General features: G+C 48.1%; 18 protein-coding genes. 1 reads left to right on the top strand and 17 read right to left on the bottom strand.

The features are described 5' to 3' along the window. Positions 1 to 219: 219 nt before the first annotated feature. Entirely contained in the window at positions 220 to 300 is an 81-nt protein-coding gene (locus HQN87_RS33155) for a putative holin-like toxin (RefSeq protein WP_367272844.1), read from the top strand. Between the two features lie 245 nt (positions 301 to 545). Here the strand turns inward: HQN87_RS33155 and HQN87_RS30820 are convergent, their stop codons facing one another. The 17 genes from HQN87_RS30820 to rlmD form a co-directional block, all read right to left on the bottom strand. After that, the gene (locus tag HQN87_RS30820) at positions 546 to 4,595 is read right to left on the bottom strand and encodes an S-layer homology domain-containing protein (RefSeq protein WP_173140979.1); all 4,050 of its coding nucleotides are present in this window, start codon (positions 4,593 to 4,595) and stop codon (positions 546 to 548) included. Between the two features lie 363 nt (positions 4,596 to 4,958). Further along, positions 4,959 to 5,996 (bottom strand): hypothetical protein, encoded by a 1,038-nt coding sequence (locus HQN87_RS30825; RefSeq protein ID WP_173140981.1) that lies wholly within the window; start codon positions 5,994 to 5,996, stop codon positions 4,959 to 4,961. A 50-nt stretch (positions 5,997 to 6,046) separates the two neighbouring features. After that, entirely contained in the window at positions 6,047 to 6,880 is an 834-nt protein-coding gene (locus HQN87_RS30830) for an FkbM family methyltransferase (RefSeq protein WP_173140983.1), read from the bottom strand. A 39-nt stretch (positions 6,881 to 6,919) separates the two neighbouring features. Further along, positions 6,920 to 7,732, bottom strand: coding sequence for an ABC transporter permease (locus HQN87_RS30835; RefSeq protein WP_173140985.1), 813 nt, complete (start codon positions 7,730 to 7,732; stop codon positions 6,920 to 6,922). 4 nt (positions 7,733 to 7,736) lie between these two features. Then, positions 7,737 to 8,537 carry an ABC transporter permease gene (locus HQN87_RS30840; protein ID WP_173140987.1) on the bottom strand — a complete coding sequence of 267 codons (801 nt, stop codon included), beginning with the start codon at positions 8,535 to 8,537 and terminating at the stop codon, positions 7,737 to 7,739. After that, positions 8,524 to 9,528, bottom strand: a complete 1,005-nt coding sequence (locus HQN87_RS30845; RefSeq protein ID WP_173140989.1) for an ABC transporter ATP-binding protein — start codon at positions 9,526 to 9,528, stop codon at positions 8,524 to 8,526. The genes HQN87_RS30840 and HQN87_RS30845 overlap by 14 nt, the downstream gene beginning before the upstream one ends. Before the next feature lie 32 nt (positions 9,529 to 9,560). Then, entirely contained in the window at positions 9,561 to 10,739 is a 1,179-nt protein-coding gene (locus tag HQN87_RS30850; RefSeq protein WP_173140991.1) for a radical SAM/SPASM domain-containing protein, read from the bottom strand. A gap of 42 nt (positions 10,740 to 10,781) precedes the next feature. Then, positions 10,782 to 11,870: a radical SAM/SPASM domain-containing protein gene (locus HQN87_RS30855; protein ID WP_173140993.1), complete on the bottom strand. Its 1,089-nt coding sequence runs from the start codon at positions 11,868 to 11,870 to the stop codon at positions 10,782 to 10,784. Positions 11,871 to 11,897: 27 nt separating this feature from the next. Continuing rightward, on the bottom strand, positions 11,898 to 13,046 hold the full coding sequence (locus HQN87_RS30860) for a UDP-glucuronosyltransferase (RefSeq protein WP_254075740.1): 1,149 nt from the start codon (positions 13,044 to 13,046) through the stop codon (positions 11,898 to 11,900). After that, positions 13,043 to 13,294, bottom strand: a complete 252-nt coding sequence (locus HQN87_RS30865; protein ID WP_173140995.1) for an acyl carrier protein — start codon at positions 13,292 to 13,294, stop codon at positions 13,043 to 13,045. Before HQN87_RS30865 ends, HQN87_RS30860 begins: the two co-directional genes overlap by 4 nt. 13 nt (positions 13,295 to 13,307) lie before the next feature. After that, positions 13,308 to 14,249, bottom strand: a complete 942-nt coding sequence (locus HQN87_RS30870) for an NAD-dependent epimerase/dehydratase family protein (RefSeq protein ID WP_367272845.1) — start codon at positions 14,247 to 14,249, stop codon at positions 13,308 to 13,310. Positions 14,250 to 14,323: 74 nt separating this feature from the next. Next, a complete protein-coding gene (locus tag HQN87_RS30875) occupies positions 14,324 to 15,406 on the bottom strand; it encodes a hypothetical protein (protein ID WP_173140997.1) in 1,083 nt (360 codons plus the stop codon). A 2-nt stretch (positions 15,407 to 15,408) separates the two neighbouring features. Further along, positions 15,409 to 16,896, bottom strand: coding sequence for a class I adenylate-forming enzyme family protein (locus HQN87_RS30880; RefSeq protein ID WP_173140999.1), 1,488 nt, complete (start codon positions 16,894 to 16,896; stop codon positions 15,409 to 15,411). After that, positions 16,893 to 17,132: a phosphopantetheine-binding protein gene (locus HQN87_RS30885; protein WP_173141001.1), complete on the bottom strand. Its 240-nt coding sequence runs from the start codon at positions 17,130 to 17,132 to the stop codon at positions 16,893 to 16,895. Before HQN87_RS30885 ends, HQN87_RS30880 begins: the two co-directional genes overlap by 4 nt. A gap of 422 nt (positions 17,133 to 17,554) precedes the next feature. Then, a complete protein-coding gene (locus HQN87_RS30890) occupies positions 17,555 to 21,955 on the bottom strand; it encodes an InlB B-repeat-containing protein (protein WP_173141003.1) in 4,401 nt (1,466 codons plus the stop codon). A gap of 451 nt (positions 21,956 to 22,406) precedes the next feature. After that, a complete protein-coding gene (locus HQN87_RS33160) occupies positions 22,407 to 24,938 on the bottom strand; it encodes a winged helix-turn-helix domain-containing protein (protein ID WP_173141005.1) in 2,532 nt (843 codons plus the stop codon). Positions 24,939 to 25,106: 168 nt separating this feature from the next. Beyond that, positions 25,107 to 26,645 carry a 23S rRNA (uracil(1939)-C(5))-methyltransferase RlmD gene (gene rlmD, locus HQN87_RS30900; protein WP_173141006.1) on the bottom strand — a complete coding sequence of 513 codons (1,539 nt, stop codon included), beginning with the start codon at positions 26,643 to 26,645 and terminating at the stop codon, positions 25,107 to 25,109. Positions 26,646 to 26,685: the final 40 nt, after the last annotated feature.

Below are 26,685 nucleotides of genomic sequence, written 5' to 3' on the forward strand. Positions count from 1 at the left end.
GTGTTTCGGCAGCGTTCTATAAGAAGCGTTCTATAAGAACAGACGCAAATAAGAGCAGCTCCCGTATTGGGGCTGCTCTTTCGCATTATACATACGTATTTACGTCAAATTCTCTCTAAAGATAGTAATATTCTGGCATCTGATATGTTATACTGATTGAGCAATAGAATAGGCTTAAAGGGTCGGTCGGCTACCTCTCTAAGAAGGGAGGGATGCCTTGTGACAGTGTTTGAAGCAATGATGCTTATGCTAACCTTTGGTTCGCTTATCGTAGCGCTACCGTCCAATAAACGCAAATAGACCGCCCATCTCGTAAAGGTATGCGGTCTATTTGTCTATCCTATTTGCCAGAGGCCTACCGCCCTTAAAAGCGGCTATTGCTCGGGAGAGTCGTGTTGACGCACGGCTCTCTTAGCATTGTACGCCCGTTCTGCTTATACTATACCACAGCCGTTAACGAATGTTAACACCTGTGCACGTAACGGATTCAACAGAAACCGCGTCAGCAATAGCTGTCGCGGCTTCATCATTCTTATGCGAATCTCTTACTTATTATACAGTCTGTAGAGGAATACCGCCGCTTCTGCTTTGGTAGTGTTGCCGGCCGGATTGATCTTGTTACCGCTGCCTTGGATAAGCCCTTCCTTCACCATGGCGGCTACGCTGCCGAGCGCATAGGAAGCCACTTTGGACTTGTCGGAGAATCTCTCCAGATCCGCAGCCGTACCAGGGTTATTGAGCTTCTTCTCCAGCTTCAAGGCTCTTTCGGTCAACACCATCATGTCCTGTCTGGTGATCTTCTGATCGCTGCCGAAGCTGCCGTTGTTCTGGCCATTCGTAATCCCAAGCGCCTTGGCAATGGCAAGTTCATTATAGTAGTAAGCATTCTTCTGTACATCGCTGAAATTGCCATCTGCCTTCGCAGTCAAGCCAAGTGCTCTAACAAGGGAGTACAGGAAATCTGCTCTGGTGATATCCGTTGACGGATGGAATTCACCGCCCTCAGTCTTGAGAATATCCTTGGATGCAAGGACTTCGACCGCATTCTTGGCCCATGCTGCCTTTCCGAGATCTGTGAATGTCTTGGATACATAAGCTACTGCGAAATCGCCGAGATGAGTAGTTGTGAAGGTTACCATACCGGTCTTGGAAGCATAACGTCCGCTTGGTACGGTCATCACCTTTCCGCTTTCATCCATGTACCGGATAACTATCATTTCAGGATTCTTCAATTCATCCGTAGACGGCTGGTAAGGCACGGATACGGTTACAGGTGCACCGGGATTGCTCCAGGCTGTTTCTTTGCCGTCCACTTTAAGGCTAAGTTGAATGATCGGTCTATCGCCTAGAGCCGCCTTTACTTCAGCCGGGAGCCCCGACTTGTCGCCTTTTCCAATCTCCAGCGCTACTTCCTTGCCGCTGCTTTCAGGTGTGCCTGTCAACATATTACCGGAAATGACAACCTGACCGAATTCAGTGGAAATGGTCAGTTTGTTATCCTTTGCTCCGTTTGTCAACGCTGCGGCAGGCAAGCCTACTGAGTATGAATTCACTCCTTGCGCCGCTGGTATGTCCAGGGTAACATTTTTCTCGATGAATTCCTTTGCTCGTGCCAGATCCGATACCTTAACTGATGCAGTCGCATTGTTCACAGTCGCCGGCATGGTTACTTTCTGGCCCTGTACAAGTGGTGCTGCAGGTGTTGATGGTGTTGCAGTTGCTACGGTTCCAGGGCCTGAAGGCACTTCAGGTACAGGCGTTGCAGATATTGCAGGCACAGGTGTTGCAGATGGTGCAGGTGTTGCAGTTGGTGTTCCAGGTTCCGGAGTGGACGGAGTCTCCGTCTTGTCATTGGTTACTTTCAGGGTGTAAGTCTTGACCCTGCCGTCTGCACCTGTTACCTCAACCTTTATATCCGTTCTTGTACCAGGTGTCAGCGATATAGCTTCGGAAGCCGTACCGCTGGCAACCACCGTATCGTTCACTTTAATGGATGACCTGCTGTCCGCCGCTGCCGCTGTCACGGTAATGCTGCTGGCATCCTTCAGGGACACATCATACTCTGTGGTGGCCGCGTTGAACGCTGGCTCTAGTGTGCCTGCACTCAGGGACAAGCTACTGAGGTCAGCGTTCACGCTATTAGGTGTATAGACTCCAAGATCGCCAAGGTCGATAGCATTGTTCCCGATGGCCTGATATTCGCCTGCAAAGTAATCATCCAGATACGAATGTCCAAGAATGAACCGGTCCGGCTTCATAGCGCCATAGTAACCGGCATTCGCATTGCTCTGGCCGTCAAACAGGACATAGCTTCCCTGCCATCCTGAGCCGGTTACGCCCCAGCTGATGATATGATCAATATACGGGGCGAACTTGTTGAACGTTTTGTACAGCAGTGCGTACTGATAACCAAGGGCGTCCGACTGTCTCACATTGAGCACTGCGGGAGCGGTCGCGCCTCCTCCGGGGGCATCGGTAGGCACCTTAAGGTCAAGCTCTGAATAGGTAATACCCGACAGCAGACCACGGTCAACGAGTGAGGCATAGAGAGCCATCGCATACTGGTTATCGCTTGCAAGGGTCTTACCCACCGCGTCATGTCCCTGGATTCCGATGTCTTCGATCAGGGGTCTTCCGTCATACAGCGGATCGGAGCGCCATGCGGTATTTAACTCAAGAACCATGTTATATACGGTTCTAGCTTTACTCCGGGTGGCAACCCCGTAATCGTTGTAGGTCAGCTTTGGAGGATTGTCAACGATGTAACTGTCAATACTGCCTTTAGTGTCGTGTCCATCCAGCTTCATGTACTCTGGAAGGTTAGCGTAATTGGCTTTGTAAGCTTCCGCCATCTTGGCGTTGGGGGCCGCGATGTGCGCGTTTTTGAAGAGCAGGTAAATGTAATGGTCAGTGATGTCGCCGCCAATCTGATCATCCGACATGGCAGCAAGCCAGTTGGTGTGCTTCAGGCTCGTTCTCCAGCTGTTCGCATCCTGCGGGATGAGCTCGCTATGGCGGCTCTCGTGAACCTCTTCGTTGAGTACATCCCAGGAATTGAAGGGAATGACGCCACGGGATTCGCTTGAGCCGTACTTCGTATCTGTGGTCAGGAAGTGCCGCATCACATACATCGTATGGTTGAACTGCACTCTTCTCGCCATTTCTTTGTCTACCTTAACCGTGGTTGTAACGCCATTGCCCAGTCCGTAGAAATTGGCAGAACCGTTATAACCGGAAGGAAGGTTCGCAGGGATCATCTGCGCCATCCAACCAGGGGCCTGGTTATACCATGCCAGAACATGACCGTGAGACTTATACTGTCCGGGAGTTCCCGAATCTCGGATCGCCTGATAAGAGTTAGTCGGGAAGCTGTATTCCGCTAAGCCAGGGGCAGTGGTTGCACCGTTCATGGCCTCGCCGTTCACGTTCTTCAGCCATTCCGGACCACGGGGGTGCGTGCCCTCGGCCTTCAGATTGTTGCCGTCGACGAAGATCTCATAGTGATTGGCGCGGGTTCCGGTTACGGGCCCGGTGCCGATCGCACCGACCATGAACAGGCCATTCTCCTTATTGTACAGACTCTTTAGAGGCGCTACGGCACTCTGGTTTTCCTTGTTGACTACGTTCGGAAGCGCAACGCCTTTCGGGTCAGGTGCGGTAATCTCAATGTTGGCGACAAGCAGCATACCGTTCTCTGCCGGACGGGCATTCTCGCCATGAAGCTCCAGAATGAAGTTCGAGGAATTGCCCGCTGAGGCATTAATGCTGTGATGCACCTTCAACCAGGATTCGCCGTTATAGCTGCCCACCCAGTCGGGATTCAGGTTGTTGTACTGGTATTCCCTGAGGTAGCTGTCGAGGTTATCGCTGGTATTTCTGACTCTCCATCTCATGAATTTGCCTTGCGCGCTCTTGGGATAGTATACATCGAATTCAATCGTTGATCCCGCTGTGACATTAACGGCCGGGGACAACGGCGATTCGAGACTGATGCCGCCGAACGTGCTTTTTCCATTGTGGGCGTAATTTATCTGAAGCACTTCCGCTTTACCCTGGGCATCTGTAAAAGGATACGGGATCGTCTTGAATGAACCACCGGCAAAGTCGGCCGGGACACGGTTATCCAGCGGAGTTCTTGCCTTCCAGGCATTCGTAGGCGCGGTAACTTTTACAGAAACCTTACCCGGACCCGGGTCAAGACGGAAATAAGGATCAGAACCGTCAGATTTGATATTTGCAGTAAATTTCATTATGGCTTCTTTAAGACTTGCAATAGCTTCTTCGGCAGGAGTGTTCACATTACGTGCGAGCTCAATCGCATCATTCAGAGCTTGGAGCTCGTCAACATGCACCCATGGTAAGGCCTGGTTCACATCGGAACCATAGACCGATCCATAGACAGACTGGCTGACTTGGAGCGGGAACTCCAGATTACCGGTTTTTAGGGCTTCGGCTTGCGCAATGAGGTCGTTCAGTTCAACGGACGGTTCCTCTCCAGCCGCAGCCGCCGGGACGGGAGTATACGTGAAGATGGAGAACAACATGATGATAACGAGAAGGCGGGAGATGCTGATTACATATTTTCTACTGTTCATCTAAGTTTGACTCCTTTTCTTATGGAGATTCTTATCCTTGGTTACGCCAAGTTTGGCTTGACAGTCAATCCTGCACCTCCCTCTGAACCTAATGGCAGACCATGTTTGAAAACGCATTCACAAAAGCGGATGATTAGGCTGTAATAGCTTTCATATTAACAACAGGAAGAGAAAGTCTAAATACGGGTAATGCACGAATGATTTTAATATATTACGAAAGTGGACACATTCTCGCTCTGAGGTTTCCAGGAAAAAGAACATCTGGTGTGGTAATGGAATATCTTCGGGTGAACGCAAAATAGACCGCCCTCCCAGCAAGGGCTTGCGGTCTTGTAATTACAACGGGTGGCTGTGGGTTCAGCTTTACAATCTCGCAGCCTTTAACATTAAATAAAATTGATTATTAAAATGCACTTCATTCGTATATATTTTTGTTAATAAACCCATACACTTATCTATGATTTCCCCAGTGAACGTTTGAGACATGATGACTTTATTCGAATAGAACCTTACCGTCTTCCAGTCATTAATAATTTGGTCCAGTAACGGGTCAAGCGTATCTTTGGCATTGATATGATCAAGGTTGTACTTATAGAGCGTATTTAACCTGTATTTCTCAGAACATTTTCTATAAATAGTACTGCTTAGTGTTTCTATAATCGTTTCATTGGTTAGAATGAGCTCGAAATTTTCTGCCAACAACAATATACTATTCAGACTTTCCGTGATTTCATTTTGATACCTGAACATATTTTCTACAAATTTATTGATGCTGGTGTGTGCTGACTTCTTATGGTTCAAGATCTCATGATCAGCGGGGGACACTAGTGCATATTCCCAAAAGTAATTTGGCATCTTAACGTGTTCCGAAGTCATGCAGGACAATTTAAATTCTGAGAATGGTAAAGAATATGGTTTGTATTCTGTAATATCATCAACCGTATATATTTCCCCGTTCGTAAGATTGAAGCCATAGACAAAAACGGGGTGCAGTCCATGTTTTTTGTTATAGTAAAAGTCTCTCCCGCGTTGATAAAATAAATCAATAAAAATAGAAATCGGATGACCCTTAGAAATAGAGTTTATGATTTCATCTTGTAAAGTATCTAATGTAGGAGATTCTCTGCGAATAGAGATGCCCATTTCCTCAAGAATCTGATCTCCCTCCTCGAGATCCAACACTTCTAACTTGAAATAACCTCTTGTTTGTATTTTTTGTTTATCAAATCTATAAATACTAATGACATTATTCAAAATCGGCAGCTCATCTTTTTCGAAATAATTGGCAAGCGTTAATAACAAATTGTAGTCGCAATTAAAATACGGAAAATTATGATGAGGAAACATTTTGATCATGCCGTCGAATGGTTGAAAGGTATCCAGGGAAACAATTTCATCCATAAAATAGTTCTCCTAACCTAAAATTATTGTCGATATTACGGCTATATTACCTACATTTGATTCAGAGCGTACACATTATAGTAATTTGGAATATTCAAGTCTTCGTAGTAGTCGATTGAGACATTGAAGCCATTGCTTCGGAAGATGTTTTCGAGCCTGTTGATCTGCTCTCCATCCAGTCCGTGTACCTCCATTACAATTTGCCTGATTTTGCCCCAATCCTCCGGATGGATGCCTTCCAGCACCTCGAACTCACTTTTTTCCACGTCGATTTTGAGCAGATCAATTGGGTTCAGATCGTAATAGCGGATCATTTCGGAGATCGTAGTTAGCTTGCATGGATAGATTTGTTCATTCAGAAGCCTCGGCGACATCAGATGATCAACAAACCGGTTTAGCATTCGCGGGTCAGGGAAATCTTCTCTGTAATGGTTGATTAATCCGTATCGGAGATCCTGATCGTGGTTCTCCCGGTATTTGATCTGGACAGAATCCGTGGACATCGTAGGAAAATAGGCAAACTCCGCTTCCTTGATCTCATTGGACAGCCCAACATTAACCGTCGTTACGCGGGGCAGCGAGCTCGTATTCATCTTCAAGAGTTCAAACGTCGGAGGCAGTGGCTCAAAGGCATATACCCTGCAGTTGCTCTTGCTGCTGACATATAGGGTGAACATGCCGATATTAGCCCCGACGTCCATGACCGTGCCATGATCCGGGAGCGTAATCCCGTGCTTGAAATACATCTCCTTGCGGAAAATCTCGTTGTAGAGGAACTCGGTCTCGCCTTCATTGTTCTGATAGATTTCGATCCCGTTGTGCAGCCGTTTCTTGGAAGTGGCTTCTGTCTGCGGTGAAAAGCTCTTGTGCTCCATCCTGCTCATCCGATTCACCTTCTCAATAATTTATTTGGGGGCATTTCTCTAACTGCTGGCGCTCTCATAGTGTTTGACGGCCAGCTTCCAGAACAGCCTGACCACTAGAAGCGATATCACAGGAGCTGCAAAAATCCATATTCCTAGGAACAAGTCCAACCGGTCGATCAAATAAACCGACGGCATGTTGGTGATAAACAAGATAGGCACAACATACAGTCCTATTCTCCGCAGCCATTTGGGGTATATGTACATCGGCATATTATTCAAATCCCAGCATTTGTCCAGTATGTCGAAGATCGAACCGGACTTCACCGTCCAGAAGGCAAGAATCTGCGGAAGCAGCAGCACCGAGTAGGTCACGATCGTGCTACTCAAGATCACGCCGATATATCCGGCCAAGTGGATAAAGCTTGGATCGATGCCAAGACGCTGCCAGGCCAATACGATCATCGTGATCCCGGCGATCAGGTTCGGAATCGGAAACGCGAAGTTCACGTGCCGTAATGAAATCATGAACTGCAGCGATAGCGGCTTGGTCATATACAAGTCCAGCGTCCCGTTGCGGATATGGCCGGCGAATCTATAAAAGTTATCCATGAACAGTCCTGTATAGATTGCGATCATAATCGTATAGGTCCCGGTGAAGATCATCATCTGGTCAGGAGAAATTCCGTTAATTTCGATCCCTAGCTGATAAACGAAGATGATATAGATCAGCTTGGACAACAGAAATACGGTCTCCATGATCAAACCGGAGTAGAAATTTGCTTTGTATTCCATGTAACCGACCAAGCTGTTCTTCGCAAAAATAAAAAACATACGTACATGCTTCCGAATCTCAGACAAGCTGATACTCACAGATCTAACCTCCAACGGCTACATATTTCTTCATCCCGGAATCCCAAGACAACTTGGAAATGATCATAAGCACAATGACCCAAACCGCCTGTACGAGGAGCCCGGGCACGATTTCATGAATCGTCAAGCTCCCATTGATGATCTTAACCGGGAAGTATACGACATATTGAAACGGTAAATAGCTGGAAATTCTGGCAAACGTATCTCCGAAAATATTAAGCGGAAAGATGGCGCCACTGAGCAGATAGACGCCTTGGTTGAACGCGATAAAAACGCCCCAAACCTCAGTAATAATGAACGCGAGCGCACTAATCGAATAAAAAAGCAGAAAGTTGATGAGCAGCCCGAACAGAATGCTGACCAGGAACAAAACGATCTGCCCCGCTCTAAGCTGAAACTCCCAAATCTGAGTAAACACGATCATCAGGATGACGAATAAGACAAGGACGACCGCGGTCTGAACCGTTTTCCCGCCGAAAAAATTGCATATCCGATAGCTGAAATAATGAATAGGCTGAGCGATAAATTTGCTCAATCCGCCCGTCTTGATATCATTCGCGATCTCCCCTTCGAAGCCGGCAGAAACCAGCTTGGAGACGACGCCGGACAACACGGAATAAATGATGATCTGCGAATACGAATAGCCGTTAATAATCTCCTGCGGCGAACTGCGAAATACGGCTGTCCAGAGGAAGCATTGGACGAGTATGATGAAGCCGCCGCTGATAATACTCATCAGGAAATCGGTCCGGTATTCCATCTCATTCTGAAGCGCAAGGATGTACGTCCTTTTATACTTCTGCAAGGCTTTCATGTCTGACCCCATCTTTCTGATATAAGCTTTCGATGCCCCGCTCGACAGGTATATCTTCAACTGTGAAATCAAGGATCGGGAACCGGTCCAGCATCATCTTGGAGAGCTGCTGAAGGTCATGCTTATCAATCTCCATGACGGCATTCAGGCCGTCATGTTGAGTAATAACGCCATAGTCGCTTAGCGCTTGCCTCGGTACTTCGTCCGTAAATTGCAGCTTGATAATCTTTTTGGTATGGAACAGCTCGTTCACACGCCGGAGATCGCCGTCGTATACGATTTTCCCTTGATTGATGATGATCGTTCGTTTGCACAGATCCTCAATATCCGCCATGTAGTGGCTTGTCAGAATGACCGTTGCCTTCGTCTGCTGGTTATAATACTTCAGGAACTCCCGAATGCGCTTCTGCGAAATCAGATCAAGTCCGATGGTAGGCTCATCCAGGAAAATCACCTTGGGCCGGTGGATGAGCGATGCAATTAGCTCCATCTTCATCCGTTCCCCCAGCGAAAGCCTCCGCACCTGAATATTGAGCAGGTCCTTTACGTCAAGAATCTCCGTAAGCTCATCCAGGACAAGGTTGTAGGGCTTATCCTCGACCTCATAGATACATTTGTTCAGGTACAACGATTCGTTCGCCGGTAGATCCCACCACAACTGCGATTTCTGCCCCATCACGATCGAGAACTGCATCTTGAATTCTTTTTTTCGCTCCCAAGGGACATAGCCTAATACCGTCGCCTGCCCGCTTGTCGGATACAAGATGCCGGACAGCATCTTAAGCGTAGTCGTTTTGCCGGAACCGTTCGGGCCTAAGAATCCGACCATCTCACCTTGCTCGATGACAAGTGATATTTCGCTAACCGCTTCTTTGATCAGTGATTTCCGCTTCACTAAATTTTTGAGCGATTTTTTGAGCCCCAATTCTTTCTCGTAGTATTTGAAGCTTTTGGATAAGTGTTCCACTTGGATAATGCTCACTGGTGCACCTCATTTATGTTCATTTAGAATCGTTAAACACCGTGCAAATGCAAGACACTGCACTTGGAACATGCCGGTGTCAGCCGTTCGTCCATCATTTCCCTTATCCTTCTGTAAGTCATGCTATGCCATAATTCCTGTACAGACATTTCATTTAATTTGCCGATCTCGAACTCCTTGAAAAATTTGCAAGCGATAATCGTTCCATCGGGCGTAATGTCCATCCGGTTCGAGAGCGCCAGGCACTTCTTGTTCATCGTGCCTTTGCCCTTCAACTCTTTGCCGAGCACGAAATCTTCGATCTGGTCATGATCCAGATTCGGCTGGTAGCGCAAACGCATTTTCCAGACCCGATGATTCACCCGGTCCAACTCGCTCATGAGAGCAGGGATACGCTCCGGATCGAGCTTATAGTTGAAGGCGTGCCAGCTTCGTTCGCCCTTGTGCTCGCTTGCCGGAAGGAAGTGGAACTTCTGGTCGAAGTAATCGTCCATTCCCTGCGTGCATTCGTCCGAGATGTACCACGGGAAGCAGACGATGACCAGATCTACGCCGACGCCCTCCAGAAAGTCCAGCAGATCGTACAGCTTGTCGGTCATACCATCGTTAACGACGGTATGAATCGAAATTTTACCCCTGAACCGGTTTTCCTTGCGCAGTTCGACTAGCATCCGGATAGCATCTATCGCCTTATTAAATACCCCATTGCCGCGAAGCGCATCATTCTCTTCTTCGAATCCATCAAGCGCAATGAGCAGCTCTAAGTTGTCGGAGATTCTCTGCAAGGCGTCCAGCTTTCGCTCGATCAGCACCGCATTCGTGCAGATCGTCGTCTCCCGGGGATGGGCTTCAAGCAAATCGGCCAAACGGTCGAAATGGCTGTATACGAGCGGCTCGCCGCCCCAGATATAGAGTCTCGACTTGGCTGGTTCCGTCTCAAGGATCAGCTTCTCCAGCAGCCCGTAGTCGAGCTGTTCCCGCTGCTGCTCCGGTGTCATGAAGTGATGGTAGCCGGTGTCGTTCCATTGATAGCAATGCTTGCAGCGCAAGTTGCATTGGTTCGTCAGTTTAATCCCGACCGACTCTGGCAACGGTGTCGCGTAACCCGCTATTTTCTCCATGTTCCGCTTGGTTTCCATCGTATTCCTGATGGTACGTTTCAATATTTGCAAATCCTTAGCGGAATGCTTGATCTCTGATTTCGGATTCATATCAACACACCCTTCTTAAATGTGATAGGTCATTCACATGAATCAGTAGATGTAATACCTTGAACAAGCCGTACAGATCGGAAGCATATTTTTTTTCATATACGCGCGATACTCTTTGTACTTGTCACTACTCCAGATATCCAGCAAATTCTCTTCGTTCACGTTGCCGAAGGTCAAATCATAGAAGGCATGGCAGGGCGAAACGTCGCCCCTTGCCGTAATCTCCGCATAAACCCATGGAAGGGAGCACTGATTTCGTTTATCAGCCATCTGCTGGAATTGCCCCGAGAAATAGTTGCGCAAATTCAGTTCATCTATCGTCTTCGGATAGGTGACCACATGGATGCGGTTTTTCAAGCAGTATGCTTTGACATGATTGAGCTGTCTCGTCAATTCCGGAATGTCGATCTCCCTGAACGAACTAATGTCCCGCCACACCATCCCCTTGGCATAAGGAGCTTCATACACGCCGAATTCCTCACTAAGAACCTCCACATATTGGGCATACTGCTCTTCCGTGGCATAGAGCTGCACTTCCATGCTGATATGGTCGAGCATCGACAAGTCAATATGCTTGAAGAAAAATTCCTCGACGTACATATAGTTCAAGGGCGTAATGATAAAGGATACACCCAGCTTCGGAAATTGCGTGCCTTTGCTTTGCCGGAGCTCATAGAGCTTCTCGATTCCCTTGATTACTTTCTTGAATACGCCTTTGCCCCTCTGCCTGTCGTTGATTGCCTCAGGGCCGTCGAGCGATACCCAGATCTTATTAGGAGCATTCTCGGCAAGCATCTCGGCATGCTGCTCGAGCAATGTGCCGTTCGTGGGGAAGTCCGCTACGCTTCCATAGTGATTGATCATGGCGAGAATGTCGCTCAGCCAAGGGTACATCAGCGGCTCGCCGCCGAAGAAATCGTAATACGGCTTGCCGGGGCTGCACTGGACGATGATCTTTTTGATCAGATCCGGGTCCAGCTGCACTAACGTTTTTTTGCTTTTGTACGAACCTTCGAGTCCCCACTCATAGCACATCTTGCATCGCAAATTGCACTCCTCGAGCAGCTGCAAGACGATCCATCTCGGATAGCTTGTCGTATCTCGGGCGATACTCAATTTGTTGACGCTCATCGCATAACCCCTTCTGCCATTGAAATCTTACCTCATCATTAACGCGACTCTCGAACAATAATAATCCACATAATTCGTCCGTTCTCCGGGCCTGTTCCTGATCGCCTGATGCATCTCCTTAAGGACATCTACGGAAAAATCCATCTCCCGCCACTTCTCGTAGCGTATTCCGAACCCAAGCGACTCCCACAATTCCAGATTGCTAAGCTCATGACTGCCGAACGGCTCCAGCAGAATAAGAGGGGTTTCGGATGCAAGCGAGTCGATTAATGTGCCCGCTCCCGGCTTGGCCACGATAGCCATCGCCTCCGAAGCGACGTCAAATAACCAATGATGATCAGCCTTAGCGGCGTATGATTTCGTATCTTCTCCCGCTACTTCAATGTATGGCGGGAACTCGTGCAGGCCGCTTCCGCTCTTCACCCATGAACACCAATCCGGATCGTTCATCCAATACCGGTGATCGGGATCGGGCTTCGCTTCCTTCCAGTCGTAAGCTACGATATCAAGTCCATAGTTATGGCTGGCAAGCTCCGGAACTTTACTTTGATAAGTGCCCATCCCCCAGCCGCCGCCATGAACAACAAGCCGCCGCTTCCTTGATTCGAAGGGGATTGGCGTACCAGAAAGAACCGGGATTTCGTATCGGATCGCCATCTTATCGGTGTCATAGAGACAAGCATTGTAATAATGCTCGTCATACCGGGGATGAAACTTCTTCAGGCTCTTCCAAGACGGGGCCAGATCTGAATCGACGTAGAGCAGGTCTACATGAATTGGATTCGGCAGCATCTTCTCCCTGTACAAATCCAGAATATAACCCCAGTGTCCGGATAGCGATATGAATTCGTACCGTTCTTCCGCTTTCCACGCCTCCAGCAATAGCTCTACCTGGGCATCATCAAGGCTGCTCCGGATATCCATCGGCATTCGGGCCGAAAAATTGGCAAGTGCGAAATTATTGTGGTAAGCCTTCCTGCTGTCTGCAATATGATCCCTTTTGTCTTGCTCCAGATAGCTTTCGAACACGAGCACTTCCGTCGCGATATCCCTCTTCTTGAATGCGCTTGCAGCTAATAGGCCGGGAATATAGAAACCCAGACCGAAACCCGAGCATAGAATCGTTACTTTCCGCTTACCCATAAACTCCCGGACACCCTTGCGTCTATCGTTCATACAGATGCCGTCTTCTGCAGCTCCGAGATATAATTGCAGAAGGTTGTAACCGACTCCAAAAAATCGAAGTCGAATTGTTCAAAATCGATTTCAATATCGAAACGCTCTTCCACCTTTAATAAGAAAGTAATTAGCTGTAACGAGTCGAGTCCCCCGTCTTCCATGATGCTGGAATGCTCGTTCAAGCGGTTTGCCAGCTGGGCGTCGTCCTTGATTTCGCTTATAATCGCTATGATCTGTTCTTGCATAGGTACCTCCCGTTTAATGGATATATTGACCTTGGTAATAATGGATCGTTCTAGCGAGTGCATCATGCAAACCGATCGCCGGTTCCCAGTCCATAATCGTCCTTGATAGGGTAATATCCGGCTTCCTTCTCCTAGGATCGTCTTCCGGCAGCGGGAGAAACTCGATCTGCGCGTTGGATTTCATGAGCTCCTTCAAGACTTGGGCGACTTCAAGTATGGTGACTTCCTGCGGATTCCCCAAATTGACTGGCTGTTCATACGTGGTGCCCAGCAGTCTTATAATCCCTTCCAGCAAATCGTCGATATACTGAAAGCTTCTCGTCTGTCTGCCGTCGCCATAAATCGTAAGGTTTTGCTTGGACATGATTTGATTAATGAAATTGGTAATGACACGTCCGTCATATAAATCCATCTTCGGGCCGAATGTATTGAAGATTCGAATGACCCTTACCGGTATGCCGTATTTCCTGTTCATCCAGTAGGTGATCGCCTCTGCATACCGCTTCGATTCGTTGTAGCAGCTTCTTGCTCCAATCGAATTCACGTTGCCATAATAGTTCTCCGGCTGAGGGTGAACGGTTGGGTCACCGTAGATCTCGCTTGTTGAAGCCAGGAAAAAAGCGGCCTGCTTTTCATTGGCCAGATGCAGCAGATGCATCGTTCCTTCGCTGTTGACCCTCATCGTTTCGATCGGATAGGACAAATATTTGGGCGGGCTGGCAGGACTTGCGAAATGCATCACCCAATCGACCGGGCCTTCAACGGCGAGCGGATGAATGACGTCATGCTCGATAAACTTGAAATTTGGCGACCGTAAGAGATTGTCCATGTTGACAGTGGACCCGGTCAGAAAATTATCGACACCGATAACGGTATGGCCTTCCCGCAGCAGCCTCTCGGCAAGGTTGGAACCAATGAAGCCTGCGACTCCTGTTAATACAATGAATATAAAGATCCCCCCTGGAGCTTATTCAATACGCTGTATCGCAATGATTATAATCCCAGCATCACTCCCTCCATATGTAATACCTAGAACACCACCGGCTTCGGAATGCTTACCTTCTTGAGCCATCGTTCAAGGAATATTGATTCTTCATTTTCAATATTCGTTATCAGCCTATATAAGCTTTCTGAAATACTCATATCCCTTGTCAAATTATATTTAAACGCTACATTCACAAGGATCTTCGCCTTAACTTCAATGGCTGTGAATTCATCAATATGCTCTTGATTTAAATGAATAAGATGCCGGTTATCGTACAAATACTTGAGTCTCAGCGTCATTATCTTCTTATGATCATAAAGTAAATGAAAGGGTCTGATATCAAGCTTAGACTTATTTTCTGAGGTCTCTTTCACATAATTAAATAGAGTTGTGTATATTTGCATGCCAAAGTCAAGATTATCCCTGTCGCCCCCATAGTTGAACATCTCCCAATATTCCGGCGTTTTTTTAGTAAAATAGTTTCTTATAGAATTCACTAGGGTATCTGCACTGAATTTATCCTGATATTGATCATTGAATGTATACAGATACACCATTTCTCTTAGATAATCATGATTGGTTGTTAGATGATTAGTGTTGAACGCAAGATTGAAATCGGCAAATGATATCTCAGCTTGACTATAAACGCCGTTCTTAAAGAAATCGGAAACATACAATATCTCTCTATTTAAGTCATAGCCGTAAACAAATATGTCATGATGCAAATGGAGTCTATGATATCGATCGCTTAGGGGCACGTTGAAATAATTCACCATGGTGTGGATATAATGATTAGCATTAATATTTTCTATAATAAAATGAATAACAGAGTCCCATTTAGCTGTTACAGTATCCCTATGTATCTTCTGAGTAGTAATCCACTTGCATGCATCTGAAGGCCGCAGCTCATAAGTCAGAGGGAAATAAAAATCTCCCCAATTATGTTTATAATCTTTGTTAATAAATAATTGAATATAATTGCTGAATATCCATGGGTGTGCGCACTCGTAATGGGTAAGTATGGACAAGAGATGCGCATGCTGCGTATAGGTTGTAATCATCGGATAACTTACCGGCAATATTCCGCTGCCCAAGGTTTGAGTTGTATTCTTCAACTTTTCGTTCACCCCTACTCCTTTAGCAATATGTGCTTCGTACTTGCCCTGTCCAGTTTTCCTGTTTTTGTTTTTGGAATTTCATTGATAATCCTCCATTGCCTAGGCACCTTATACGAGGACAAATACAAGTTGCAATGTTTGGTCAGCGCCTCTATATCAACCAGACATTCTTCACTAACTTTCAGAAAGGCGATGGGTACTTCGCCTAATAGATCATCGGGCACACCAACAACCATGACTTCCTCCACTTCTTTCACGCCATATAAAAACTCCTCGATTTCTTCCGGATAGATATTGATACCGCCGGATATAATGATATTCTTCTTTCTGCCTGTGATGATGAGACACCCTGATTCATTCCAATATCCCAAATCTCCTGTCTTTAACCAACCATCAACAATGGTAACGTTCGTTAACTCCGGGTTGTTATAATAACCGAGCATCACATTTGGGCCCTTGACCCAAATTTCTCCGGCAGCAGCTCCTTCAACCTCATTCTCATCTTCGTCAACAAGCCGAATAGAAACGTCACTGATGGGTGATCCACAGGATAAGCAGCGGTCTCCCCGGTCCATCATGCTCACCCGCGGAGAAGCTTCTGTCAATCCGTAGGTTTGAATAATGTCCGCTTGAGGAAATACAGTCTGAAGATTGTCTACTAATCTCGCGGGAATCGGCGCACCGCTTATCACAATAAATTCAATGGAATCAAAGGCACTCCAGTTGGTGGTCTGATGATAATCAGAAACAAAGTGCATCAATTGCGTAGGCACCGCTGAGAATGCCGTGACCGCCTTATCCTGAAACAGTCTAAACGCTGTACGCGGCAGCAAGGGCAAGCTGATAAGCCTAATTCGGGTTCCAAATAGCATGCAAGAAATCAATTGCGTGACAATCGTAGAACTGAAATGAACGGGCATCGTTACAAGAAACGAATCTTGATCCGTATAACCCGCCTTTCTGCCATGTGCCAACGCATTCGTTAATACATTCCCATGGGATAACATAACGATTTTAGATTGTCCGGTTGTGCCCGATGTAGGAAGGAGAATCGCACATGAATTGGGATCGGACGGATTCGTGAGCGAGATTGCTTCAAACGAAGGCACCGGTTCCTGCGAGAAATCCTGAGCGGTAACCCAATAAATATGGCAATTTAAACCCGCAGGCTGTGCATATTTGCTGATAACCAGCTTGGCGTCACTGGCATTTAGAATATTTTCAATCTCAGTTTTGGATGCCGAGTAAGGAACCGGTATTAGTACATGACCGCTGAACTGAATGCCAAGCGCCGCAGTAATGAACAAGGGCTCATTATTTGTGTAAACTGCAAGATGACTTCCGGCCTCAAGCTCAAAGTTCTTTTGGATATATAAAGCAATTAAGTATGCTTCTGTCATCACTTCCGCATAAGTCCACTGCTGCTTCAGATCTTGAAGGATAATATGATCCTTGCGCTCACAAGCCTCCATGAATAAACGTTGAATGATAGTCATCATATCGTTTTCTCGGTCAAATAATTAAGGATTAATCCAGCCGTGGAGAACTTCTCAAACAACAGATCCTCATCAGGGATCGAGATATTAAACTTCGATTCCATTGAAACAATAAGCTTGATGAAGCCCGCCGAATCGATCCCTTGATCCAACAAAGGGGTATCGTGGTCATCTGGATACTTGATGTCAAGCTCAGCAAAAATTTCATCTCTCAAGATAAATTCTATTGATTTAGACATCAGGTTTCCTCCAGTAGATAATCTTTTAGAAAGGCTGATTAGAGAGGATAGCATACATGGTGATATTCAGTAATGAGTAAGTGAAAGTGAGTGTGAAGGAGAATAATCTCAAAACGATGGACAATGTGGAATATGACTCGGTGCAGGAATGAAAAGCAGAAAAAAGCATTTTCCCAAGCGATAAAGCCCTGCTGAAAATGCTCTACTTATCTACGGTGAATGACACCCTTAAATGGATATGTTTAGTATAAATTGCAAATATACCAATTGTCAACAATTTTAAAATTTAAGCATTTGAAATGTCCAAGTCATGTATATTAAGGCAAGGGCTATCCCCTAAGCAGCAGCAGTTAATTGAACCGCTTTAAGGATAACCCTTGTTATTTAGTTCTAAAAATCAGTTTGGGTTAACAATTTTCACTTTACTTGCTCTTTTGAGCCAGCATGTTCAGCAGAACCGTTACGGCCTCTGCTCTTGTTGCATGATCCTCAGGAGCAAATTTATTGCCGCCTTTCCCTTGCACGATGCTTGTTTGCTTTACATAAGCAACCGCAGCTTTTGCCCACGCTGGAATGTCCTTGTCGTCTGCGAAGCTAGTTGCCGTGACATTCGCTTCGCTATATTTACCCAAAGCACCTGCAATGATCACTGCCATCTCTGCACGTGTAATTTCCCCGGCTGGACGGAAAGTACCGTCCTCATAGCCATTAATAATGCCTGCTTGCACCGCTTGCGCGACCGCTATCTGCGCCCAGCTTCCGATCTTCGCTGTATCTGTGAACGTCAGCGCCGCTCCCGCTCCTTGCGTCTTCAGTGCATTCATCAGCATGACGGCAAATTCCGCACGAGTCACGGTTTTGTCCGGCTTAAACGTGCTGTCCTGATAACCAGTGACGATTCCGCTGCTTACCGCTTGGTTGATGCTTGCCTTCGCCCAGTGTGCGGATATATCGCTAAAGTTAATCGTTGGTTTTGGCTCACTTGCCGCTTGCCCTACAACCATTACCGCAAATTTTGTAAATTGGGTTACTGCTGCGGTAATCTGATTCCCCCTAACAACACTGCCAACTTCCACCCATTTCTTCTGCACTTCATCATAATAGAACACAGCTGCTCTTTGATTACCGCTCAATTTTGTCGGATCAAACTTAAAAGTCAGTGTTACCGGTTTACTGAAATTCTCCGAGAAATTTTTCAGAATCTCGAAGATCGGACTAGCCAGAACGTCTTCATCCGTTAGAAGATCTTGAGTTCCAGTAAGTTGTTTAATCGTTAATTTCAGTTCTTTGTCCGTTGCATTTGCCGGAATATCTATTGTGATTGCATCTCCCAAACTAACCTTACCCATTCTGCCTGCGGGAAGCGATAATTCACCATTTACTGAGATTACTTTGCTGTTATCTGGTAGTGTAGGGATGCCACCTCCACCTCCACTGCCAGTACCGTCACCGCTACCGCTACCGCCACCAGGGCTAACTGTCCACTGCGCGTACAGTGTCACGTTCGCTGCTCCCATGTCGAACGTTGCATTTGCCGCATAGCTTGTGCCACTTCCATTCGCCGCTGTGTTCCAACCTGCGAACGTGTTGCCCGTCTTCACCAAGCTTCCCGTATTGCCTACTACGGTTACCATTGCATTTTGCACGTACGAATGGCTATCCGTTGGCACGGTTCCTCCCGTGCTGCCATTGCCGTTATACGTTACGGTGTATGTCGGGTCCGCTGTCCACTGCGCGTACAGCGTCACATTCGCCGCTCCCATGCTGAACGTGACACCTTCCGCATAGCTTGTGCCACTTCCATTCGCCGCCGTGTTCCAACCTGCGAACGTGTTGCCCGTCTTCTCCAAGCTTCCCGTGTTGCCCAATACCGTTACCGCTGCATTTTGCGCGTACGAATGGCTATCCGTTGGCACGGTTCCTCCCGTGCTGCCATTGCCGCTATACGTTACGGTGTATGCCGGGTCGGCCGTCCACTGCGCGTACAGCGTCACATTCGCCGCTCCCATGCTGAATGTAGCGTCCGCCGCATAACTTGTGCCACTTCCGTTCGCCGCCGTGTTCCAACCTGCGAAGGTGTTACCCGTCTTCGCCAAGCTTCCCGTGTTTCCTATTACGGTTACCACTGCATTTTTCGTGTACGGATTGCTATCCGTTGGCACGGTTCCTCCCGTGCTGCCATTGCCGTCATACGTTACGGTGTATGACGGGTTGGTCGTCCACTGCGCGTACAGCGTCACATTCGCCGCTCCCATGCTGAATGTAGCGTCCGCCGCATAGCTTGTGCCACTTCCATTCGCCGCCGTGTTCCAACCCATGAAGGTGTTGCCCGTTTTCACCAAGCTTCCCGTGTTGCCTACTACGGTTACTGTTGCATTTTGCGCGTACGGATTGCTATCCGTTGGCACGGTTCCTCCCGTGCTGCCATTGCCGTCATACGTTACGGTGTATGCCGGGTTGGTCGTCCACTGCGCGTACAGCGTCACATTCGCCGCTCCCATGCTGAACGTGGCACCTTCCGCATAGCTTGTGCCACTTCCGTCAGCCGCCGTGTTCCAACCTGTGAAGGTGTTGCCCGTCTTCACCAAGCTTCCCATGTTGCCCACTACGGTTACTGTTGCATTTTGCGAATACGAATTGCTGTCTGTTGGCACGGTTCCTCCCGTGCTGCCATTGCCGCTATACGTTATGGTGTATGCCGGGTTGGCCGTCCACTGCGCGTATAGCGTCACGTTTGCCGCTCCCATGCTGAATGTAGCGTCCGCCGCATAGCTTGTGCCACTTCCATTCGCCGCCGTGTTCCAACCCATGAAGGTGTTGCCCGTCTTCACCAAGCTTCCCGTGTTGCCCAATACGGTTACCGCTGCATTCTGCGTGTACGCATTGCTGTCCGTTGGCACGGTTCCTCCCGTGCTGCCATTGCCGCTATACGTTACGGTGTATGTCGCGTCGGCCGTCCACTGCGCGTACAGCGTCACGTTCGCCGCTCCCATGCTGAACGTTGCGTCCGCCGCATAGCTTGTGCCACTTCCATTCGCCGCCGTGTTCCAACCCATGAAGGTGTTGCCCGTCTTCTCCAAGCTTCCCGTGTTGCCCAATACGGTTACCTCTGCATTCTGCGTGTACGCATTGCTGTCCGTTGGCACGGTTCCTCCCGTGCTGCCATTGCCGTTGTACATTACGGTGTATGTCGGGTCGGCCGTCCACTGCGCGTACAGCGTCACGTTCGCTGCTCCCATGCTGAACGTGGCACCTTCCGCATAGCTTGTGCCACTTCCGTTCGCCGCCGTGTTCCAACCTGTGAAGGTGTTGCCCGTCTTCTCCAAGCTTCCCGTGTTGCCCAATACGGTTACCGCTGCATTCTGCGCGTACGAATGGCTGTCCGTTGGCACGGTTCCTCCCGTGCTGCCATTGCCGCTATACATTACGGTATATGTCGGGTCGGCCGTCCACTGCGCGTACAGCGTCACATTCGCCGCTCCCATGCTGAACGTGGCATTTGCCGCATAGCTTGTGCCACTTCCATTCGCCGCCGTGTTCCAACCTGCGAAGGTGTTGCCCGTCTTCACCAAGCTTCCCGTGTTGCCTACTACGGTTACCGCTGCATTCTGCGTGTACGGATTGCTGTCCGTTGGCACGGCTCCTCCCGTGCTGCCATTGCCGCTATACGTTACGGTATATGTCGGGTTGGCCGTCCACTGCGCGTACAGCGTCACATTCGCCACTCCCATGCTGAACGTGGCACCTTCCGCATAGCTTGTGCCGCTTCCGTTCGCCGCTGTGTTCCAACCTGCGAAGGTGTTGCCCGTCTTCACCAAGCTTCCCGTGTTGCCTACTACGGTTACTGTTGCATTTTTCGTGTACGGATTGCTATCCGTTGGCACGGTTCCTCCCGTGCTGCCATTGCCGCTATACGTTACGGTGTATGTCGGGTCGGCTGTCCACTGCGCGAACAGCGTCACATTCGCCGCTCCCATGCTGAACGTGGCACCTTCTGCATAGTTTGTGCCGCTTCCGTTCGCCGCCGTGTTCCAACCCATGAAGGTGTTGCCCGTTTTCACCAAGCTTCCCGTGTTGCCTACTACGGTTACCGCTGCATTCTGCGCGTACGAATGGCTGTCCGTTGGCACGGTTCCTCCCGTGCTGCCATTGCCGTTATACGTTACGGTGTATGCCGGGAGATCAATGTTTTGAAATATGTCTCCTCTGTTACCTACCGCGATAAACGTGCCGTTGCCGTAGGTGACGCCATTAAGAGACCCGTACGTACCCTCATACCTTTTCGTCCAACTCACTAAGTCACTGGAGGTATAGATAGAATTAAATGATCCCACACCCACATACGTACCATTTCCGTAGGATACACTATGAAGGATTCCAGAATTAACCACTTCACATTTCGCACAGATAAGGCCCGACGTGGTGATTATACTCCAGCTCACTCCGTCAACGGAGGTCAATATCGTTGTTCCGTCTACTGCCCAAGACACAAACTTACCATTTAGGTATTTGACACCTTTAAGATCAGCCGCAGTGCCCGAATTTCGGTTCGTCCAGCTCACTCCGTCACTCGAGGTCAGCATCGCTCCACTTTCTCCCACCGCCACAAACTTTTGGTTGCCGTAGGTGACGCCCGTAAGTGTTGAAGTGTTGTTTACATTGCGATCCGTCCATAAGTCCGGATCCCCAGTCGTCGTAGAGGTGTATATGGCTCCTTTATCTTCAGTAATTTTGTTCCCTACCGCCACATACAGGCCGTTGCCATAGCTAACGCCCCAAAGGGATAAATAATTATTGAGGGTAAAGCCTGTTTTCCAGTTCACTCCGTCACTAGAGGACGATGCATTCCCAGTTCTACTCACAACCACATACTTGCCGCTATCGCAAATGATACTAGAAAGCTTATTTGTAGTTCGCGGATCGAAAAGCGTCCAACTCGTTCCGTCACTCGAGGTTAAGATGCCTCCCTCATCAGTCACCGCCATAAACTTGCCGTTACTGTAACAGACGTCCTGATTACTGGTAACAAGGTTAGCAGGTTTCTGATTAACCCAATTATCAGTAGAAGCAGCACTAGCAAAAGTAGGGATCATTCCCAATAGAATAATTAATGACATTACTAAAGAAATCCAACGTTTGTTCATAAATTGTTCACCCGCCTTTTTTCAAAATTCAAAATTTGAAATTCTTCTCTACTATAAATTAAAATAAACAAAATAAAACCTACCCGCCTGGGGTAGGTTTTCAAAAAGGATAGGCATTTTAACCAAGCCTCTATAATTTTTTTGCAAGTTGCAGTGCTTGTTTACGATTGTTTACTTCAAGCTTTTTGTAGATATTTTTAATATGAAATTTCACAGTATCTACCGTAATATTCAGACGCTCCGCAATTTCCTTGTTCATCAATCCATCCATCATTAGCAGAAAAATTTTAAATTCCTGCCCTGTCAGTTTTCCTTTCGGTGATTGATCAACCTCGGGTGTATCATTCATAGCGCGCAACAATTGCTTCACATAGAAACCCGAAGAAAAATTGCTATCTTGCTGAACGTTTGAATATGCGTTAAGCATCTCCGCCATTACAGAACCTTCGTCAATAAAACTACGAATATATCCATCCGGCTTAGCCAAATCCAAAGCAGTGCCCAATTGAATGAGCGCAGCCTCCGTTTGACCCGAATGCCATAGCGTCACACTTTGCACAATTAATACTTTGGTGTGATCACGGAGACAGTCTCCCTTGCACACCAAGAGATATAGTCTTTCCAACAGGTACAGCGCTGCTTCTATTCGTTCGCTCGCCACAAGCACTCTAGCCACAATCAGATGCTCAGCTATAAGATTCAATGAAACCTCATCCGTGTGCGCAAGACCACACCTCTGCAACCAATCAAGCGCATCTTGGAGCGAGCCTTGCCGCAAAGATAGATAAGCTTGTTCCGTTTCGATTTTCACAATAAAGAAAGCATAATCGGGTGAATTAATTTCCGACTTCAATTGCGCCAATATTTCGGACGCTCGCTTTGGATTACCTTTGGCTTGCTCAATCCGCGATGCAGCGATGCCCAATTGGACCCTTATTCGTGCAAGAGGCTGATAGTCTTTGCGCCCCAATGACTGACCGAAGTAAAATTCTGCCTCCTCCAGTCGATTCCACTCATACAGCAAATGGATATATGCCAAGTACATGTATCCAATAAAAGGATAATTATTTTTATGCTCCCATACTTTAATCCATTTCCTAATAAAGTCTTCCGCCGCATACAGATCTTTGATTAAAGTTAATTGATCATAATTCCTACTGTACCCTTCATACCGGTTTACCCCCATCACCTGAAAGTAGCTTCCTTCCGGCATATATCGTTCTGTAAGGGCCAAATAATCCGATGCTCGCACAAAGTCATTTTGGATATAAGAGGCCATACCACAATAGAAATAGATATTACCCATAACCTTGTTCCAGTCTACATCCGGTAATTTCCCTTGCAGTGCTTCAAACCGGACTTTGGTTTGCTCCATTCTCTGAAATGCGGCTTCCCACTTACCTCCTAGCATCATTACGGCTATATAAAATATTTCGATCATCGGCTTCTCCGCAATGGCGCTTTCAGGTAAAACAGTTACCCACCTCATCAACGCAACACTCTTCGATTGCATCAAGGCAGGGGGATTTTTCTCGATCAACCGGATAACATCCGCATACTGTTGGCCTTCTAAATAATGCTCGACCGCTTCCTCATCAAACCCTTTTTTCTCCAACCATTTCGCCGCGCGGATGTGCCCTTGAATCCATTGGTCCGAATCCGTTCTGGACCCTAGCTGTCGCAAGAAATCGGAAAGTAAATGGTGATACCGATACCAATTCCGCTCCTCGTCTAAGGGTATAATGAATAAATTTAGCTGCTCCAGTCTCTGCAATTGTTCTTGGCTGTTCATTTGACCCGTTACTGCTTGGCATAAAGAATGGTTCATTCTACTTAAAATGGACGTTTCCAATAAAAAGGACCGCATGGTTTCCGGTTGATGCAGGAACACTTCTTCCAACAAGTAATCGGCTATATGATGCTGTTGACCCGTAAATTTCTGGATGGACTGCTTTATATTAGTACTTCGTTTCAGAGAAATTGCCGCCAGCTGCAATCCACTGACCCAGCCCTCAGTTCGATGGAACAACTCGGTTACTTGCCCTTTCGTTAGCGATAAATCCGTTGTATCTCGAAAAAACACAACCCCCTCTTCCAGTTCAAAGCGCAAATCATGCATTTGGATATAATGCATTTCACCCTTCGCCAAAAGTCTGGCAGTAGGAATTGGCAAATCGGTACGGCTAGCGATATATAGATGAATATGTGGAGGAAAATGTTCCAGGAGGTAGCTCAATGATTGGTGAATATCGGGGAGTTCAATGAAATGATAATCGTCGAGTATGATTACCAGTTCACCGGTTATATGATTCAATTCATGCAAAAGTTCCTTAATCATAGGCTCTGAAGATTCCGAAGGTCCTTTCTCAAGAAGACACCCAATCGTTTGGCCAAAGCCAGGGATTCTCTCCTGAATGGAGGCCGTTACGCAACTCCAAAATGAAATCCACTCATTATCATGCTTATCTAAAGAGACCCACGCAACAAGTGTGGTGCATTGTTTCACCCATTCACATAAAGCTGTAGTCTTTCCATAACCAGCCTGCGCGGAAACAAGCATCAGCTTGGTTTCCATTCCCTCATTAAGCTTGCGCATCAGCTTCGGGCGGGATACCATAGTATTTCGTATATGGGGGATCTGAAATTTTGTATTTACAATCACTGTTGATACCTCCACAAAAAAAATCTAAATAAATAACTCAACTTTCGCAACGCGAAATTAGCTGAATCCCTTGTGGCTGTAAGGCAGTACTATGCGTGAATTATCCTGTTATACGAAAGACCACCTTTATTTTGCTTTACAAGGTGGCCTTTCATCATTTTGCTGCTTCTAAGTATCGACTCGACGTATCCCCACTACACACTCCACATGCACCGTATGCGGGAACATATCCACCGGCGTAACCTCCACTGTCTTGTAACCCCCATCCTCCAGCACCCGCAAATCGCGGGCCAGGGTTGATGGGTTGCACGACACGTACACCACACGCTCCGGCTTCATCAGAAGAATTGTCTCTAATAACCTGGGGTCGCAGCCCTTGCGCGGGGGATCGACAACGATGACGTCTGGGGTGATGCCCTGCTCTTTCCAGGCCGGGATGACATCCTCCGAAGCGCCGACTTCGAACTTCACATTGTTCATTCCGTTCAGCTTCGCGTTGGCGCGGGCGTCCTCGATGGCTTCGGGCACGATTTCTACACCATACACCTGATCCGCATGCTGGGCCAGGAACAGGGAGATGGTGCCGATGCCGCAATACGCATCAATCACAGTCTCTTTGCCGGTTAGCGCAGCATACTCCAGAGTTCTGCCATACAGCACCTCGGTCTGGGCCGGGTTCACCTGGTAGAAGGAGCGCGCCGAGATGGCGAATTGCACCTCACCGATGTAGTCGTAAATGACCTCGTTGCCCCACAATACGCGGGTATCGTTGCCGAAGATGACATTGGTCCGCTGGGTGTTGATGTTCTGGCAGATGCTGACTACTGCCGGAAGCTGCTCGCGGATACTGCCGAGCCAGGCGTCCAGGTGCGGGATATCCCGGCCGTTCGTGACCAGCACCAGCATCATCTGACCGGTGCGGAACGCCTTCTTCACCACTACATGGCGGAGCAGTCCACGACCGGTCTCTTCATCATAGGCGGTGATGCCCAGCTCACGGCCGAGGCTCTTGACGGTGGCAACGACCTTGTCGTTGTCCTCATGCTGGATCAAACAGGTCTCCATGTCGATGATTCGGTGACTGCCCCGGGCGTAGAATCCGCCAACCAGACCGCCATCCGTAACCCCAATCGGCACCTGGGCTTTGTTGCGGTAGCGCCAGGGCTCGTCCATGCCGAGTGTAGGCAGGACGCGGATACCCTCAGCAGGGTAACCTGCATCGCCCGCACTACCACCTTCAACCGCTGCAGGCTCCGCATCCTTCTCAGCGCTGCCGCTTACTGCTCCTCTGCTTGCCGCACCCGCCACCTGCAGCTTCCCGATCCGCTGCAGGTTGTCCACCACCAGCTGGCGCTTCCAGGCCAGCTGGGCGGTATAGTCCATATGCTGCAGCTGGCAGCCGCCGCATTGGTCATAGATCGGGCAAGGCGGCCCTATACGGTCGGGGCTGGCCTGCACCAGCTCCAGCAGTTTGGCGTAGCCGTACTGCTTCTTGGTCTTCAGCACTCTGGCCCGGACCTTCTCACCGGGGAGCGCGCCCTGCACAAAAAGGGTAAAGCCCTCTACGCGGCCCACCCCTTCTCCTTCATGGGTCATGCCGATAATATCCAGCAGGACCTCGTCATTCTTATTCACTGGCAGTCCGGCAGCAGAGGCCGGTCCTTGTTCCCGGCGGCTTGCGCTGCGCCCGCTGCGTTGTTTACTCATGGGTATAGGTTCACTTCTTTCATTATCTTCACTATTAACG

Source organism: Paenibacillus tritici (assembly GCF_013204885.1).
In the GTDB taxonomy this organism is placed as follows: Bacteria; Bacillota; Bacilli; order Paenibacillales; family Paenibacillaceae; genus Paenibacillus_AQ; species Paenibacillus_AQ tritici.

Excerpts from the sequence above, each read along its gene's own strand:
- HQN87_RS30885 (WP_173141001.1), bottom strand. The coding sequence starts at position 17,132 with ATGTCTAAATCAATAGAATTTATCTTGAGAGATGAAATTTTTGCTGAG.
- HQN87_RS30880 (WP_173140999.1), bottom strand. The coding sequence starts at position 16,896 with ATGATGACTATCATTCAACGTTTATTCATGGAGGCTTGTGAGCGCAAG.
- HQN87_RS30825 (WP_173140981.1), bottom strand. The coding sequence starts at position 5,996 with ATGGATGAAATTGTTTCCCTGGATACCTTTCAACCATTCGACGGCATG.
- HQN87_RS30850 (WP_173140991.1), bottom strand. The coding sequence starts at position 10,739 with ATGAATCCGAAATCAGAGATCAAGCATTCCGCTAAGGATTTGCAAATA.
- rlmD (WP_173141006.1), bottom strand. The coding sequence starts at position 26,645 with ATGAGTAAACAACGCAGCGGGCGCAGCGCAAGCCGCCGGGAACAAGGA.
- HQN87_RS30820 (WP_173140979.1), bottom strand. The coding sequence starts at position 4,595 with ATGAACAGTAGAAAATATGTAATCAGCATCTCCCGCCTTCTCGTTATC.
- HQN87_RS30830 (WP_173140983.1), bottom strand. The coding sequence starts at position 6,880 with ATGAGCAGGATGGAGCACAAGAGCTTTTCACCGCAGACAGAAGCCACT.
- HQN87_RS30865 (WP_173140995.1), bottom strand. The coding sequence starts at position 13,294 with ATGCAAGAACAGATCATAGCGATTATAAGCGAAATCAAGGACGACGCC.
- HQN87_RS30860 (WP_254075740.1), bottom strand. The coding sequence starts at position 13,046 with ATGAACGATAGACGCAAGGGTGTCCGGGAGTTTATGGGTAAGCGGAAA.
- HQN87_RS30855 (WP_173140993.1), bottom strand. The coding sequence starts at position 11,870 with ATGAGCGTCAACAAATTGAGTATCGCCCGAGATACGACAAGCTATCCG.